Genomic DNA, 14,375 nt, shown 5'->3' with positions numbered 1-14,375 from the left:
ATGCGTACCAAGAAAGTATAAAATTAAATCAAGAAAAAGCGAAGGCTTCTTAGGATGTTCTATATAAGAAATTTTAAAAAGTTGTCAGAGGTTTTGGGGTAATGTAGTCAGATACTTGACCCTATTGTACTGTTGGCTGGTGTTGGTATTGGAGCGTTAGTAAGGTCAAGACGGTGCCGAATTAAGAAAGTGGAAGAAATTTAAGTGTTGGACAATGCCTACATGGGAAGAATCTTATTTATCCCAATATTTAGTTTTTATGCCGTAACCCAAATCTGCTTCAATCAGTCTTGATCGTACTTCGAGTAATTTTTTAATTAATGCAGGTTCAGATTGCTCATAACCTTCGGCATTGGGTGTGCGTTTGACCACCACTCCTAGTAATTCGGTAATTGCATTACCGATAGAATTTTGCGAAATAGTAACAATCAATCTGCCTTGGTCATCACGATAGATTAATTGTTTAAACGCAGGTTGCCAGCGAATATCTGAGGCATATTTTGCATCGCTTAGGCATTTGTCACGCACTTTTTTGGCGGCAGATAAAAACCCATTGTTAAACAATAAAGTTTTTTCAATTTCTTTGGCAAAATAAGCATTTTTTGGCACCCCTGAATTGCGACTAGACACTTGTGCGAAAAAAGTGCGATAAAAATCCAAGAAACCTTTGAGAATTTGGTCGTATTCGTGCCAAAATTCAACTCCTTTTAAGCTGTCAATACCTCCTTGTATTTCCCAGCGTGTTAGCCCTTGTGGATAACCTGTGAGCGCCAGACTGGAGGATTCGCCAGACATTGGTTTGAGTATTTTCAAATCTAATGAGGATAAAAACTCCACATACACTTCTTGCATATAGGCAGCAAATAAAGAGTGCTGCCCGCCATCGGTTAAGTTAGGATTGTTGGTATCCGTTATTTTTGCTTCTTTGAGTTGTTGTTTGTCAAATACAATAAAGTGGTTGTGCAACATCCGAATGCTCGGCACACCAGGGGAGGTAATCGGCCAGGTGGAATCTAATGAGGCTTCGCCTGCTAACACCAAATGTGTTTCTGGGTCTGGGTATTGCTCCAGCATAAAACTGATAATAATTTGGTTCATTCGATTCCAAACATTTTTCACATTATCAGGCACCTGCGTGCGTCTAACGGGCCTACCCAGTGGATTCAAAATCTTTTGCGAGGTGTTGTAAATAATAGAGCAATCAAACTCATTTGAATGCCCCAGTGCCTTTCTATAGAGTAACAAATCTTCATCGTTGACCAACAGCCCATTGTTATTGGACAAATCTGCCAAATTCTCAGGCGAGTTAAAAAACTCATTTGGCTTCATTCCTTCCGGCACATCCAGTGGAATGGGGCGAAAAGGGACGCTAATTTCTCTTGGACCAATTGGCATTGTTTTTACTCCTTAATAAAAAAAGGGCTTATGTCACTTGCACAACATAAACCCCTTAAGTCTAAATCAAGCCTAAACTTCGAATGAAGGTAATTTTTTCTCTACCATCTCTTTTTTCATTACTACATAATCTGGCAAGCCATTTTTGTAAGGTGGGTAGTCTTCACCTTCGATAAGTGGCTGTAAGTATTCACGACAGGCATCGGTAATACCAAAACCATCATCAGAAATATAATCCATTGGCATCATTTTTTCAACATTTGCAATGTCTTTTAACTCACCCATGCCAATTTCCCAAGTATAAGGGTTATTTGAGGTTCTAATGACTGCAGGCATTACTGAGTTTTTGCCTTCCATTGCCAAGTTTACGGCTGCTTCACCTAATGCGTAGGCTTGTTCAACATCAGATTTAGAAGACAAGTGGCGTGCTGCACGCTGTAAATAGTCTGCTACTGCCCAATGGTATTTATGCCCCAATGCGTCTTTAATTAAGTTAGCAACCACAGGCGCTGCACCACCGAGTTGTGCGTGACCAAAGTCATCACGAGTGCCTTGTTCGGCAAGGAAACGACCGTCTGCCCATTTTGTGCCTTCAGAAACCACAACGGTGCAATAGCCAAATTCTTTAACATTCGCATCTACTTTGGCTAAGAATTTTTTCTCATCAAAATCTACTTCTGGGAACAAGATTACCACGGGAATTGAATCATCAACCAAGCCACCTGCTGCTGCAATCCAGCCAGCATGACGACCCATCACTTCTAAAACGAAAATTTTGGTTGAAGTGGCACACATAGAAGCCACATCAAAACTTGCTTCCATAGTAGAAACAGCGATGTATTTTGCAACAGAGCCAAATCCTGGGCAGTTGTCGGTTACGGGTAAGTCGTTGTCAACTGTTTTTGGTACATGAATGGCTTGGATTGGGTAACCCATGGATTCAGACAATTGAGAAACTTTTAAACAAGTATCCGCCGAATCGCCGCCACCATTGTAGAAAAAATAGCCAATATCGTGTGCTTTAAATACTTCAATCAATCTTTCGTATTCTGCCCTGTTGTCTTCCAAAGATTTCATCTTATAACGACAAGAACCAAAGCCGCCAGAAGGGGTGTGCTTGAGTGCGGAAATATCAGCATCAGATTCTTTAGAAGTGTCAATTAGATTTTCAGTTAAAGCACCAATGATGCCGTTTTGACCTGCATAAACTGTGCCGATTTTGTCTGAGTGTTTGCGTGCTGTTTCAATCACACCACAAGCAGAAGCATTAATTACGGCTGTTACACCACCAGATTGTGCATAAAAAGCATTTTTCATTGTTAGTTCCTTTTTGACTTATAAAAACCATTAATTATACATTGCTATGGTAATTTCGTATATAAAAAAGGTCTTATATTGATTCAAAAATATGTGGTGTGAATTCCCAGTTTTGTGAATTATCAATGTTTAGCACCAAACATTTAGAACTGCCACCATTACGCACCGTACCTGACGCACCTGGGTTAATTACCCAAGGGCTAGATTCTGTGTCAATCACTTGTTTATGCGTGTGTCCATAAATAATGGCTTTAGCATTGGGATAAGTCTGGCGTAAGGATTTGTGTGAGGGTGTTTTCCACCCATGCTCATGCCCGTGTTCTACTGCTAATGTGCCGCCAAGAAGTTCAAGTATTTCAATATCAGAAAATTTAAGGTGTGCGTCATTATTACCCCGAACAGCAGTGAGTGGCTGAGTGAACACGCTGAGTGTTTGTTCTTCGATGATATCACCCGCATGAATGATTTGGTCGCAGGTGTTCATTAGGCTGATAATATCGGGGTGAATCCAGCCGTGAGAATCTGAAAGGATGCCGATTTTGAGTGTCATTTTATTTGGATAATGTTGTATTCAAGCCATCAATGTGTTCTTGTAAATCAGGTTTGATAGGTGCATTCATAGAGTCTAATATAAATTCAATGCCTTCTCGTCTTGCCAATTTTGCCGCAGGAACAAAATCACTGTCGCCAGAGATTAAAATTATTTTATTGACTTGTTTTTTGTATGCCATAGAGGCAATGTCTAAGCCAATTTTCATATCAACAGATTTTTGTTGAGCGTGATAAATCACATCACTTTCAATAATATCGGTATGTGTGATTTTTCCTGATATTAAGTCTTTAAATCGCTCTGGGTTTTTTAGCGTCCAGCGTGCATTTTTTTCATCAAGAAACCCCAATCTTAATGCGACATTTCTAGTTTTTCTTAATTGATTGTGTAAATCTTGTCTAAGCAACGCAGTTTTTGATTTTTTGAAGTCAACAGCCTTTTTTGTTATTGGATGGTGTAATTTTTTGGTAATAGGCGGACAGTCGTAGAAAAATATTCGATATAGTCTTTCTGGTTCCGTTATATGACGGTCATTATTTTCAGATTGATTGTGAATATGTTTTAAGCAATGTGTCAACAAGCCTTTAGCAACTTGTTTACCATCGGTTTGTTTTTTGTAGCGTTTTAGGTAAAAACCACCATCAACTAAAATAGCAACATCTCTCATACTTATTTCCTTTCTAGCAAAAAAAAGCCCAAAGGTTTGGCAAAACACCTATTTAATGATTTTGCGTACTGCTTTGGGCTATGTATGAAATTGATTATACTAACTTATTAATTAATGTCAACCAATCTTTACAGGACATGTTCAAAAGTTTCGATATTGATAAAGCCTTCAATTTCTTTGGCGTTCACTTTAGAACTGGGCTTGCTGATAGCAACGACTGTACCAATGCCATATTGCTTGGCAGATTTTAAGACAGAGGGTGAGTCATCAAAAAAGATGCTTTTTGCTTTATCAAATTTAATTTCGTCTTCTAATTGCTGCCAAAATTCTTGTTTTTCTTTGGCAACATCATAATCGTGAGAAGAGATAATGCCGTCAAAATAAGACGCTAAATTAGTTACACGCATTTTTAGTTCCAATGTTTTTCGATGTGCATTAGTCACTAAATAAATACGCTTTTTATGCGTCTTGGCTTGCTCCAAAAACGCCAATACAAAGGGATGGATTTGTATTAAATGTGCCACATCTTCTTTGAGTTGAGCAATGTCTAATTGTAGTTTTTCTTGCCAATAATCCAGACAATACCAATGTAGTTTGCCTTCTTCTGCGCGTAGGATTGGATAGAGTTTATCTTTGGCTTCATCACAGGTTATATTGTGTTTTTTAGCAAATACCAAAGGCATATATTCCATCCAAAAATGTAGGTCAAAATGTAGGTCTAATAGAGTGCCATCCATATCTAGTAAGATGGTGTCGATATTTCCCCAGTCTATTTTCTGCGCCATGTTGTCGCATCTGCGTTATCTTCTAAAATAATGCCTAATTCAGCCAACTCATCTCTAATTTGGTCGGATAGATCGAAGTTTTTGTTGTTTCTAGCCTGATTACGCTTATCAATTTTTGCATCAATTTGCGTATCGGACAAACCCACGCCTCTCTTTTCAGTGCTTCCTTGAGAGGTGTGTTTTAAAAAGACATCACCCTCCATTTGCAAAATGCCAATATAGCCACCCAATTTTTTCAGTAGTTGACCCAAGGCATTTGCTTGGTCACTGTCTTTTTTACGCTTGGCATTGACGACTTTGGCGAGTTCAAACAAAATACTGAGTGCAATCGGTGTGTTAAAGTCGTCATCTAATGCTGCTGTTAATCGCGCTTCATAATCAAAGCGCTGAGAGACTTCTTCCGTTGCTGCTGCTGAGGCGCTTAATCCGCGTGTGGCAGTGTATAGGCGCGTTAGAGATGCCTTAGCGTTGTCTAAGTTTTCATCGGAGAAATTAAGTGGACTGCGATAATGTGAACTCATAATAAAGTAGCGCAAGGTCTCGCCATCGTAATTTTCTAATACACCACGAATGGTAAAAAAATTATTCAGCGATTTGCTCATTTTTTCGTTGTTGATGTTGACAAACCCTACATGCATCCAAGTATTGACAAAAGTACAATCGTTAGCACCTTCTGATTGGGCGATCTCATTTTCATGATGTGGAAAGGCTAAGTCCATGCCACCACCATGAATATCAAAATGTTTACCAAGGTGGGTGCATGACATTGCTGAACATTCAATATGCCAACCTGGGCGACCATCACCCCAAGGGGACTGCCAACTCGGCTCGTTAGGCTTTGCCATTTTCCATAGCACAAAATCTAGCGGGTCTTGTTTGCTGGTTTCAATATTAACTCTGGCACCTGCTTCAAGCTCATCAAGATTTTTACCACTGAGTTTGCCGTAATTCTTAAATTTGCGTACCGAGTAATAGACATCGCCATTTTTACCTTGATAGGCAATGCCTTTTTCAATTAAAGACTCAATCATATAAAACATTTGGTCAATGGCATCGGTTGCGCGTGGCTCAATATCAGGGGGTAAGATGCCGAGTGCCCGTTCATCTTCGTGCATGGCAGCAATGAATCGGTTGGTTAGTGCGTAAATATCTTCTTTATTTTCAACAGCACGCTGTATGATTTTGTCATCAATATCGGTGATATTGCGCACATATTCTACTTGAGGAAAATGACGGCGCAAATGGCGTGTGATTACATCAAACATGACTAAGACACGAGCATGACCCATATGGCAATAGTCATAGACCGTCATTCCGCAGACATACATCCCTACTTTCTCTGAATTGATGGGTTTAAATTCTTCTTTTTGTTTGCTAAGCGTATTGTAGATTTTAAGCATAAGCGGTATTTTACTTAGTATTTCAGGCAATCCCTTATTTTTTATATGATTTAAAGCTACTTACGATTGTATAATTAAGCGGTTTTATATTATTATTTTGGAGAAAATTATGAGCGTTTTAGTAACACAGCAAGCACCAGATTTTACTTCTGCAGCGGTATTAGCAGATGGTTCAATCGTCGATAACTTCACACTTTCTAGTTTGAAAGGCAAGAAAATTATGTTGTTCTTTTATCCATTGGACTTTACTTTTGTTTGTCCATCAGAGATTTTGGCACACCACCACCGTGTGGCACAGTTTGCAGAAAAAGGCGTTGAGGTCGTTGGTGTTTCAATTGATTCACAATTTACCCACAATGCATGGAGAAATACAGCACCTAAAGACGGTGGATTAGGCAAGATTGATTTTCCTTTAGTCGCTGATGTGAACCATTCAATTATGACAGCATACGGTATTGTTCATCCAGCAGGTATTGCACTTCGCGCCTCATTTTTAATTGATGAGAATTTTGATGTGCGTCATCAAGTGGTGAATGATTTGCCATTGGGTCGTAATGTTGACGAAATGTTGCGTATGGTTGATGCCCTTGATTTTCACACTACACATGGTGAAGTTTGTCCTGCGGGCTGGAACAAGGGTGACGAAGGCATGAAAGACACACCAGAAGGCGTGGCAGAGTACTTGGCTAAGAACGCTGAGGATCTATAAATAAATTGTTTTTATAACAAGGGAGTGGTTAGCGCTCCCTTTTTTACGGAGAAAAAAATGAAAACTTACAAATGTATGATTTGTGGCTGGATTTATGATGAAGCCAAAGGTTCACAGAAAGAGGGGATTGCACCAGGGACAAAATGGGAAGATATCCCTGAAGATTGGGTGTGCCCTGATTGTGGCGTGACGAAAGACCAGTTTGAAATGGTAGAGGTTTAATGTCAAAAGTACTTATCTTGCCAGGCGATGGTATTGGGCAAGAAATTGTTGCACAGGCGTTAAAGGTTATTGACTATTTAAATAAGAATCACCAGCTTAATATGACGCTGGTTCATGGCTTAGTGGGCGGTGCTGCTTATGACGAAACTGCTTCACCTCTGCCACAAGCCACACTTGATGCAGCTCATGAGTGCGACAGTATTTTGTTAGGGGCAGTCGGGGGTTATCAGTGGGAGAAATTAGAGCGCGATTTGCGCCCAGAGCGAGGGCTTTTGGGGTTGCGTAGCGAGATGGACTTGTTCTCTAATTTGCGCCCTGCGATTTTATACCCACAACTTGCCAGTGCCTCAACTCTTAAAGAAGCCGTGGTTTCTGGATTGGATTTAATGATTGTGCGTGAGTTGGTAGCGGGTATTTATTTTGGGCAACCGCGTGGTGTTGAAGAGCGAGATGGTGAAAAATATGGCTTTAATACAGCGACTTATTCTGAGTCAGAAATTAGGCGTATTGGGCATTCAGCATTTAAAATTGCACAACTTCGTAACAAGCGTGTTTGTTCGGTAGATAAGGCAAATGTGTTAGAAGTCTGTGAGTTATGGCGTGAAACTATGATTGAAGTGGCAAAGGATTATCCAGATGTGGAGCTTTCGCATATGTATGTGGATAATGCCGCTATGCAACTCGTTAAAGCGCCCAAGCAATTTGATGTGATGGTTACCAGTAATTTATTTGGCGATGTGTTGAGCGATTGTGCAGCAATGCTCACAGGCTCAATTGGTATGCTGCCATCAGCCTCACTTAACAAAGAGGGTTTTGGCATGTATGAACCTATTCACGGCAGTGCGCCTGATATTGCAGGCAAGGATATTGCCAATCCATTGGCAACGATTCTTTCAGTGGCAATGATGTTGCGTTATTCGCTCAATCAAGAGAATTTGGCGGATAAGATTGAGGCGGCAGTTAATCGTGTGTTGGACCAAGGTTATCGCACGCAAGACATTGCTGGTGATGGCAATAGCGTTGTTGGTACTAGCGAAATGGGTGATTTAGTCGTGGAGGCATTGGCGTGAAAATAATTGTTTATTCTACCAATACCTGCCCAATTTGCGTCAAAACTAAAACACTGCTGAACAAATGGAATTTACCTTTTGAGCAAAAAATGATTGATGAGGACCGCACTTTAATGGCAGAGTTTTCTAAGGTCACTAATGGTGCGAGAATGGTGCCACAAATTTTGATTAATGACAAACATATCGGCGGCTTTAGCGATCTAACTGAGCTGCATATGGATGGTTTTTTCGATGAATAAACGAGTCGTTATTCGTCTAAACTTTCAATCTCGCCAAACATCTTGCCAATATGTTTACCCATGTTACTTTCGTAGCCGTGCCAGTCGTGATAAGCGGTGAGTTTTTTATCGGCAATTGGTTTAATTTCGTAATCAGTTAAATCTTGCTCATAGCCTTTTTTAACTTCATCTTGTACGATTTGTAAATAATGCAGAAAAGGCTTTACTGTAGTTGTTGCGTTACCTGTTGGACCATGACCGGGTACATAATAAGTTAGGTTTAAATCGGTTGCATATTGTAAAACTGCAATATTTCCATGCATATCCGAAGTTTCATCAAATCTTCCGTGTCTATGCACAAGCCCATTGTCGCCCATAAATAAAGTTTTGGTTTTAATGTGTTCAATCATTAAGTCGGTATTGGTGTGTGCTACACCGGTAATATCGTGGTGCATTCTAAAGGCCTCACCCCCTGCTTTAATGATTTGTAAATGCGTGGTTGTATCGGTGGGATACGAGGCAATAGTGCCATCAGATGCCCCTTCAGTTAATTTACTCATCAATGCAATCCAACGCTCGCCTTCACTAGATTTGGCTTGCTCAATCATATTGGGATGGGCGTAAATTTTGACCGCTGGATAGCGCTCAACAATTGCCTGATTGCCGAGCCAGTGGTCGCCGTGCACATGGGTGTTAAAAACTGCGACAATTGGTTTATTGGTAATTTTCTCTGCCGCTATCATGACATTTTTCCCCACGCCATAAGCACTACCTGGGTCAATAATAATGGCACCATTTTTGCCAACGATAAGCCCAGGATTATTCATAAACCCACGATTTTTTGCATTAGGCTCATCAAGTGGGCCGTGTATTACATAGACATTATCAGCAATTTTTTCAAACACATATTTTTCTGAATCGTATAATAAATAGCAAATGCCAACGGCAATTAGCAACAATATCAATAAACCTTTTTTCATCATATTACCTGTTAATGTTAGATTAATTTTATAAGAGGGCTTTACATAATTATGTAAAGCCTTTTGGAAATATGATACACCATATTCCATTCATTTAATTTTTTTGCTATAATATAAAGATATGAAAATTTACATATACAAATAAACGGATATACGAATATGAATGATTTTTTTAATGTATTATCTGATGAAACTCGGCTTCGGTGCTTGGCACTTATTTGTAAAAACAAAGTGTTGTGTGTTTGTGAATTAGAATATGCACTTGATCTTGGGCAATCCAAAATTTCACGCCATTTAAATATTTTGAAACTAAATGGCTTAATTAGTAAGCGCCGTTATGGAAAATGGGTTTTGTATTCTCTTCAGCTAGATTTGACAGATTTTCAAGTCACAATTATCAAACTTATAACCACACAAGCATACGAACAAACCTTATACAAAAAAGATTTACAAAGATTAAGCACCATGAAAAATAGACCAAATGTAAGGGTAAATAATGTTTGAATCTTTGGCAGATTGGTTGGTATTTGATTTATTAGGAATACCTATGCAAGGCCACTTAAGTGATACCTTGCATTTTTTCGTGATGGATATTGTCAAAATATTTTTTATGTTGGCACTGATTATCTATTTTATGGGTTTATTAAGATTCTATATTTCGCCAGAAAAAGTACGCGATTATCTACAAGGAAAATCAAAATTCTTTGCACAGTTAATGGCAATTGCCTTAGGTGGCGTTACGCCATTTTGCTCTTGCTCTTCCATTCCATTGTTTTTAGGTTTTTTGCGTGCGGGTATTCCACTCAGCGTGGTTTTTACTTTTTTAATCGCAAGCCCTATGATTAATGAAATTGCCGTTATCATTTTAATTGGTGTTGTGGGCTGGAAAGCGACTTTAATGTTTGTTACTGCTGGTGCGATTATTGCCTTTTTTGGTGGGATATTGATGGAAAAAATGGGCGTGGAAAAATATATTTTAAATTATGAAGCAATCAAAAATGCCAAAACCATGAGCATGGAAAATCTACCCATAGACAATGCTTGGAAAAAAATGCATCAATATGCAACCACCGAAGCCAAAAAGATTATTGCTGAAATCTGGAAATGGGTTTTTCTCGGCGTTGGTATTGGTGCGTTATTTCACGGTTTTTTCCCATTACAATGGGCAGAAACCTTAAACAGTGACAATCTTTTTGCTGTGCCAATGGCGGTTATTGTTGGTGTGCCACTTTATTCCGATGAAGTTGGGGTAATTCCTTTGGTTGAAGCAATGTTGCTTAAAGGTGTTGCCGTTGGTACAACACTGGCATTTATGATGAGTATTGCTGCCATCTCTTTGCCCGAGTTGTTAATTTTAAAAAAAGTAATGCACTGGAGAGCTTTGGCATTATTTACAGGGATTGTTGCTGTGTCCATCACTTTGGTGGGTTTGTTGTTTAATTTAATTTTTTAGGGGCTAAAAATGATAGAAGTAAAAGTATTGGGGGTTGGCTGTGCAAATTGCAAGACTACTCAGGATTTAATTGAAAAAGTTTGCGATGACAATGATATTGCCATCAATTTGGAGAAAATTGAAGACCAAGTTAAAATTATGGAGTACGGGATTATGTCTACCCCTGGTGTTATTGTAGATGGGAAAATTGCACATGCAGGAGGCATTCCTGACAAAACAACCATATTATCGTGGTTTAAGTCGCAATGTTGTCCAACGGATAATAATTGTTGTTAAACACCTTATAGAGACCTTTGCATAAATAGGAATGATTAGCAAAATCCAATTTTTGCCCAATGGGTGATTTCTTTAAACCTTGTCCTAGCAGGGCTAAGGCTGGGTTTAAAAAATCGCCAAGTGGGTGAAAAGTGGGTTTCTGATGATTGTTCCTATTTATGCAAAGGTCTCTATAATGTAGATATGCGTAAAAAACCAATATTATCAAATATAAAAAATATTGCCACCACAAAATTTTTTAACATTCAAAGCATGGATGTTGCGTTTTCTAACGGCGAAAAACGCCAATATGAGCGCTTAAAGCCAGATGGAGACGGCGCTGTTTTGGTTGTTCCAATGCTAGATGATGATACAGTATTGATGATTTACGAATATTCTGGTGGCACGCACAGATATGAGTTGGCATTAACCAAAGGCAAAATTGATGCGGGTGAATCACCCCTTGAAGCCGCCAATAGAGAATTAATTGAAGAAATTGGTTACGGTGCGAAAAAACTTTCTTTTGTAAAAACCATGACATTGGCACCAGGCTATCAATCAAACTTTACCCATATTGTTTTGGCACAAGATTTATATGAAGACAGTGCGCAGGGTGATGAGCCTGAGCCATTAGAAGTGGTCAAACACAAACTGTCTGATTTAGAAGAATTGGTGTACAACCAAGATTTAACCGAAGCCAGAACCATTGCAGCACTCTACATGGCAAAAGAAATCATTAAAAACCAGTAAGTGTGCAAAACAAAACATTGACGAGGTAAGCATAGATGAATCTTGTTATTCCTGAGGAATTTTTTCTTGACGCTCAAGATGCGCCCTTCCCTGATATTGATTTAGCATTGGACGAACCCAATGGCTTGATTGCGATTGGCGGTGATTTGTCATCTCAGCGCTTAATTAACGCTTATCAGCAGGGAATTTTCCCTTGGTATGGAGAAAATGAGCCCGTACTATGGTATGCACCAAACCCGCGTATGATTATGACACCTGAAGCACTGCATATCTCTAAAAGTTTAAACAAAGTCGTGCGTTCAAGGCGATTTGAAATCAAAATTAACCACGATTTTGACAGCGTCATTTATCATTGTAAAAGTATTAAGCGCAAAGACCAAGACAGCACTTGGATTGATGAAAATATGGTGCGTGCTTACACCAAACTACACACGCAAGGTGTGGTAAAGTCAGTTGAAGTGTATCAAGATTCTAAGTTAGTGGGCGGGCTGTATGGCGTAAGTATGGGCAAGGTATTTTTTGGTGAATCGATGTTTTCTTTAGTCAGTAATGCCTCAAAAATAGCCTTTGTGTATTTGGTACAAAATATGGACTATGAGTTGATTGATTGTCAAGTGGAAAATGCGCATTTAAAAAGCCTAGGGGCTTTTAATATTGAGCGCAATGTGTTCATCAAAAAATTAGATAAATTGCTGTTAAAATAAACAGTTATTAAATTAGAGAAGACAAGATGAAAAAGATTATCAAATTAATGGCATTGACCTTCGTTATTATCGGACTTTCCGCTTGTGGCAGAACAGGCGAATTAGAAAAAGTTAAGTCTTCGTCCACTACATCTGTGGTCACACATATTGCATAAAAAACACTTGGGATTTTCTTACAAAAATCAAATACTGCACGCTGAATCTGTTGCCATAACAGATTTAATGAAAGCTTACGGCTCGCCACTGTATGTGTATTCTCGCACCGATATTGAAAACAACTGGCGTGAATTCGACCAAGCCTTTGGCGCTCATCCGCACTTAGTTTGCTACGCTGTTAAGGCAAATTCTAACCTAGCAGTTTTAAATGTATTGGCAAAATTAGGCAGCGGATTTGACATTGTTTCCATCGGCGAATTAGAGCGCGTGCTTGCTGCAGGTGGCAAAGCAGGTCAATGTGTGTTTTCAGGCGTGGCAAAAACGGTTATCGAAATAGAGCGAGCACTTGAAGTCGGCGTGCGTTGTTTTAATGTAGAGTCTGCTTCTGAACTTAGTAGAATAGAAGCGGTTGCACGCTCTGTTGGCAAGCAAGCCCCGATTTCTATTCGTGTTAATCCTAATGTGGATGCCAAAACCCATCCTTACATTTCTACAGGACTGAAAGAAAATAAATTCGGCGTTGATATGAGTGATGCACTTAATTTGTATCAACAAGCACAAAATTCTAAATATCTCAATGTGCAAGGCCTAGATTGCCATATTGGCTCACAAATTACCGAAGTAGCGCCATTTTTAGACGCACTTGATAAAGTCTTGCTACTGCTCGAACAGTTAAAAGATAAAGGCATTGATATTACGCATTTAGATTTAGGCGGCGGCGTTGGCATTGATTATGAAGGTGAACAGACGATTGATATTAAGGCCTATGTTGATGCAATAATTAGCAAAGTAGGACTCACTGAGATAATTTTAGAACCTGGCAGAGCAATTGTCGGCAATGCAGGCATTTTTGTCACCAAAGTTGAATTTTTAAAGCAAAATTCCGAGCACTCATTTGCCATTGTTGATGGCGCCATGAATGACCTTTTACGCCCCAGTTTTTACAATGCCTATCACCAAGTTTTGCCCATTAATGAAAAAAACACAACAGGCGTTCAAGCCCAGTGGGATTTAGTCGGCCCCATCTGTGAAACGGGCGATTTCCTTGCCAAAAATCGAGCCCTACCCCTCAGCGAAGGCGATTATTTGGCACTCATGTCAGCAGGTGCTTACGGTTTTACCATGAGCTCCAACTACAACACTCGCCCCCGCGTTGCCGAGGTTATGGTCGCTAATGCCACCCACCAACTGGTGCGTAAACGAGAAACCGTTGCCGAGCTTTTTACCCATGAACATGTGTGGCACACACCAACCAAAGAGACAATATGACACCTGAACAATTGGTCCAAGCAGTAAACAAAGCACAAGCAGAGCATAACTATGATGAGTGTGTTAAGTTGCTGTCAGAAATAATTGCCAAACAACCAAGGAATACTGATGCTTTTAACAACCGTGGTCTTGCTTATGCTGATTTAAAACAATTTGAAAAAGCCATCCAAGATTACAACCAAGCCATTGAGTTAGACCCAGAGTATACCTATGCTTTTAACAACCGTGGTCTTGCTTATGCTAAGTTAAAACAATTTGAAAAAGCCATCCAAGATTACAACCAAGCCATTGAATTAAACCCAAAGGATTTCAATGCTTTTAACAACCGTGGCACTGCTTATGCTAAGTTAAAACAATTTGAAAAAGCCATCCAAGATTACAACCAAGCCATTGAATTAAACCCAAAGGATGCCGATGCTTTTATCGATCGCGGCGTTGCTTATGCTAAGTTAAAACAATTTGAAAAAGCCATCCA

At 39.5% G+C, this 14,375-nt stretch carries 19 protein-coding genes; 12 read left to right on the top strand and 7 right to left on the bottom strand.

The window, feature by feature from the left end:
* Positions 1-234 precede the first annotated feature (234 nt).
* The 6 genes from BBROOKSOX_RS05720 to cysS all read right to left on the bottom strand — a co-directional run bounded on the left by BBROOKSOX_RS05720 (position 235) and on the right by cysS (position 6,114).
* On the bottom strand, positions 235-1,395 hold the full coding sequence (locus tag BBROOKSOX_RS05720; RefSeq protein ID WP_139660273.1) for a hypothetical protein: 1,161 nt from the start codon (positions 1,393-1,395) through the stop codon (positions 235-237).
* 72 nt (positions 1,396-1,467) lie between these two features.
* On the bottom strand, positions 1,468-2,712 hold the full coding sequence (locus BBROOKSOX_RS05715; protein WP_139660272.1) for a 6-phosphofructokinase: 1,245 nt from the start codon (positions 2,710-2,712) through the stop codon (positions 1,468-1,470).
* A 73-nt stretch (positions 2,713-2,785) separates the two neighbouring features.
* Positions 2,786-3,262 (bottom strand): metallophosphoesterase family protein, encoded by a 477-nt coding sequence (locus BBROOKSOX_RS05710; protein WP_139660271.1) that lies wholly within the window; start codon positions 3,260-3,262, stop codon positions 2,786-2,788.
* 1 nt (position 3,263) lies between these two features.
* Positions 3,264-3,929 (bottom strand): NYN domain-containing protein, encoded by a 666-nt coding sequence (locus BBROOKSOX_RS05705; protein ID WP_139660270.1) that lies wholly within the window; start codon positions 3,927-3,929, stop codon positions 3,264-3,266.
* A gap of 128 nt (positions 3,930-4,057) precedes the next feature.
* Entirely contained in the window at positions 4,058-4,714 is a 657-nt protein-coding gene (gene yrfG / locus BBROOKSOX_RS05700) for a GMP/IMP nucleotidase (protein ID WP_010646518.1), read from the bottom strand.
* Positions 4,699-6,114 (bottom strand): cysteine--tRNA ligase, encoded by a 1,416-nt coding sequence (gene cysS, locus BBROOKSOX_RS05695; protein ID WP_139660269.1) that lies wholly within the window; start codon positions 6,112-6,114, stop codon positions 4,699-4,701. Before cysS ends, yrfG begins: the two co-directional genes overlap by 16 nt.
* Positions 6,115-6,223: 109 nt before the next feature.
* Between cysS and BBROOKSOX_RS05690 the strand changes: the two genes are divergently transcribed.
* From BBROOKSOX_RS05690 to BBROOKSOX_RS05675, 4 genes are read left to right on the top strand one after another with little or no spacing between them, the layout of a single operon-like run.
* Positions 6,224-6,823: a peroxiredoxin gene (locus BBROOKSOX_RS05690; RefSeq protein WP_180323870.1), complete on the top strand. Its 600-nt coding sequence runs from the start codon at positions 6,224-6,226 to the stop codon at positions 6,821-6,823.
* Positions 6,824-6,880: 57 nt separating this feature from the next.
* Positions 6,881-7,045 (top strand): rubredoxin, encoded by a 165-nt coding sequence (locus BBROOKSOX_RS05685; protein WP_139660268.1) that lies wholly within the window; start codon positions 6,881-6,883, stop codon positions 7,043-7,045.
* Positions 7,045-8,115, top strand: a complete 1,071-nt coding sequence (gene leuB / locus BBROOKSOX_RS05680; RefSeq protein ID WP_139660267.1) for a 3-isopropylmalate dehydrogenase — start codon at positions 7,045-7,047, stop codon at positions 8,113-8,115. The genes BBROOKSOX_RS05685 and leuB overlap by 1 nt, the downstream gene beginning before the upstream one ends.
* Positions 8,112-8,354, top strand: a complete 243-nt coding sequence (locus BBROOKSOX_RS05675) for a glutaredoxin domain-containing protein (RefSeq protein WP_139660266.1) — start codon at positions 8,112-8,114, stop codon at positions 8,352-8,354. Before leuB ends, BBROOKSOX_RS05675 begins: the two co-directional genes overlap by 4 nt.
* 8 nt (positions 8,355-8,362) lie before the next feature.
* Here the strand turns inward: BBROOKSOX_RS05675 and BBROOKSOX_RS05670 are convergent, their stop codons facing one another.
* Positions 8,363-9,316, bottom strand: coding sequence for an MBL fold metallo-hydrolase (locus tag BBROOKSOX_RS05670; RefSeq protein WP_257607781.1), 954 nt, complete (start codon positions 9,314-9,316; stop codon positions 8,363-8,365).
* Between the two features lie 156 nt (positions 9,317-9,472).
* Here BBROOKSOX_RS05670 and BBROOKSOX_RS05665 point away from each other — a divergent pair, with 156 nt between their 5' ends.
* The 8 genes from BBROOKSOX_RS05665 to BBROOKSOX_RS05635 form a co-directional block, all read left to right on the top strand.
* Positions 9,473-9,817, top strand: a complete 345-nt coding sequence (locus BBROOKSOX_RS05665) for an ArsR/SmtB family transcription factor (RefSeq protein ID WP_139660264.1) — start codon at positions 9,473-9,475, stop codon at positions 9,815-9,817.
* Entirely contained in the window at positions 9,810-10,766 is a 957-nt protein-coding gene (locus BBROOKSOX_RS05660) for a permease (RefSeq protein ID WP_139660263.1), read from the top strand. The genes BBROOKSOX_RS05665 and BBROOKSOX_RS05660 overlap by 8 nt, the downstream gene beginning before the upstream one ends.
* Positions 10,767-10,775: 9 nt before the next feature.
* Positions 10,776-11,042 (top strand): thioredoxin family protein, encoded by a 267-nt coding sequence (locus tag BBROOKSOX_RS05655; protein ID WP_010646508.1) that lies wholly within the window; start codon positions 10,776-10,778, stop codon positions 11,040-11,042.
* A 183-nt stretch (positions 11,043-11,225) separates the two neighbouring features.
* Positions 11,226-11,771 (top strand): ADP compounds hydrolase NudE, encoded by a 546-nt coding sequence (gene nudE / locus BBROOKSOX_RS05650; protein ID WP_139660274.1) that lies wholly within the window; start codon positions 11,226-11,228, stop codon positions 11,769-11,771.
* A 35-nt stretch (positions 11,772-11,806) separates the two neighbouring features.
* Positions 11,807-12,475 (top strand): leucyl/phenylalanyl-tRNA--protein transferase, encoded by a 669-nt coding sequence (gene aat, locus BBROOKSOX_RS05645; RefSeq protein WP_010646498.1) that lies wholly within the window; start codon positions 11,807-11,809, stop codon positions 12,473-12,475.
* Positions 12,476-12,501: 26 nt separating this feature from the next.
* Entirely contained in the window at positions 12,502-12,630 is a 129-nt protein-coding gene (lptM, locus tag BBROOKSOX_RS12080) for an LPS translocon maturation chaperone LptM (protein WP_257607780.1), read from the top strand.
* 7 nt (positions 12,631-12,637) lie between these two features.
* A complete protein-coding gene (lysA, locus tag BBROOKSOX_RS05640; RefSeq protein WP_139660262.1) occupies positions 12,638-13,900 on the top strand; it encodes a diaminopimelate decarboxylase in 1,263 nt (420 codons plus the stop codon).
* A partial coding sequence (locus BBROOKSOX_RS05635; RefSeq protein ID WP_180323869.1) for a tetratricopeptide repeat protein occupies positions 13,897-14,375 on the top strand: 479 nt, incomplete at its 3' end. The genes lysA and BBROOKSOX_RS05635, both read left to right, overlap by 4 nt.

This window comes from bacterium endosymbiont of Bathymodiolus sp. 5 South, assembly GCF_900128535.1.
Lineage (GTDB): Bacteria > Pseudomonadota > Gammaproteobacteria > PS1 > Pseudothioglobaceae > Thiodubiliella.
Note: the sequence above shows the minus strand (reverse complement) of the source record. Positions and strands in the feature narration are given on the sequence as shown.

What these genes read in the sequence shown, in the direction of transcription:
- BBROOKSOX_RS05720 (WP_139660273.1), bottom strand. Translation starts at nt 1,395, where the DNA reads ATGCCAATTGGTCCAAGAGAAATTAGCGTCCCTTTTCGCCCCATTCCA.
- BBROOKSOX_RS05715 (WP_139660272.1), bottom strand. Translation starts at nt 2,712, where the DNA reads ATGAAAAATGCTTTTTATGCACAATCTGGTGGTGTAACAGCCGTAATT.
- BBROOKSOX_RS05710 (WP_139660271.1), bottom strand. Translation starts at nt 3,262, where the DNA reads ATGACACTCAAAATCGGCATCCTTTCAGATTCTCACGGCTGGATTCAC.
- BBROOKSOX_RS05705 (WP_139660270.1), bottom strand. Translation starts at nt 3,929, where the DNA reads ATGAGAGATGTTGCTATTTTAGTTGATGGTGGTTTTTACCTAAAACGC.
- yrfG (WP_010646518.1), bottom strand. Translation starts at nt 4,714, where the DNA reads ATGGCGCAGAAAATAGACTGGGGAAATATCGACACCATCTTACTAGAT.
- cysS (WP_139660269.1), bottom strand. Translation starts at nt 6,114, where the DNA reads ATGCTTAAAATCTACAATACGCTTAGCAAACAAAAAGAAGAATTTAAA.
- BBROOKSOX_RS05690 (WP_180323870.1), top strand. Translation starts at nt 6,224, where the DNA reads ATGAGCGTTTTAGTAACACAGCAAGCACCAGATTTTACTTCTGCAGCG.
- BBROOKSOX_RS05685 (WP_139660268.1), top strand. Translation starts at nt 6,881, where the DNA reads ATGAAAACTTACAAATGTATGATTTGTGGCTGGATTTATGATGAAGCC.
- leuB (WP_139660267.1), top strand. Translation starts at nt 7,045, where the DNA reads ATGTCAAAAGTACTTATCTTGCCAGGCGATGGTATTGGGCAAGAAATT.
- BBROOKSOX_RS05670 (WP_257607781.1), bottom strand. Translation starts at nt 9,316, where the DNA reads ATGATGAAAAAAGGTTTATTGATATTGTTGCTAATTGCCGTTGGCATT.
- BBROOKSOX_RS05665 (WP_139660264.1), top strand. Translation starts at nt 9,473, where the DNA reads ATGAATGATTTTTTTAATGTATTATCTGATGAAACTCGGCTTCGGTGC.
- BBROOKSOX_RS05660 (WP_139660263.1), top strand. Translation starts at nt 9,810, where the DNA reads ATGTTTGAATCTTTGGCAGATTGGTTGGTATTTGATTTATTAGGAATA.
- BBROOKSOX_RS05655 (WP_010646508.1), top strand. Translation starts at nt 10,776, where the DNA reads ATGATAGAAGTAAAAGTATTGGGGGTTGGCTGTGCAAATTGCAAGACT.
- nudE (WP_139660274.1), top strand. Translation starts at nt 11,226, where the DNA reads ATGCGTAAAAAACCAATATTATCAAATATAAAAAATATTGCCACCACA.
- aat (WP_010646498.1), top strand. Translation starts at nt 11,807, where the DNA reads ATGAATCTTGTTATTCCTGAGGAATTTTTTCTTGACGCTCAAGATGCG.
- lptM (WP_257607780.1), top strand. Translation starts at nt 12,502, where the DNA reads ATGAAAAAGATTATCAAATTAATGGCATTGACCTTCGTTATTATCGGA.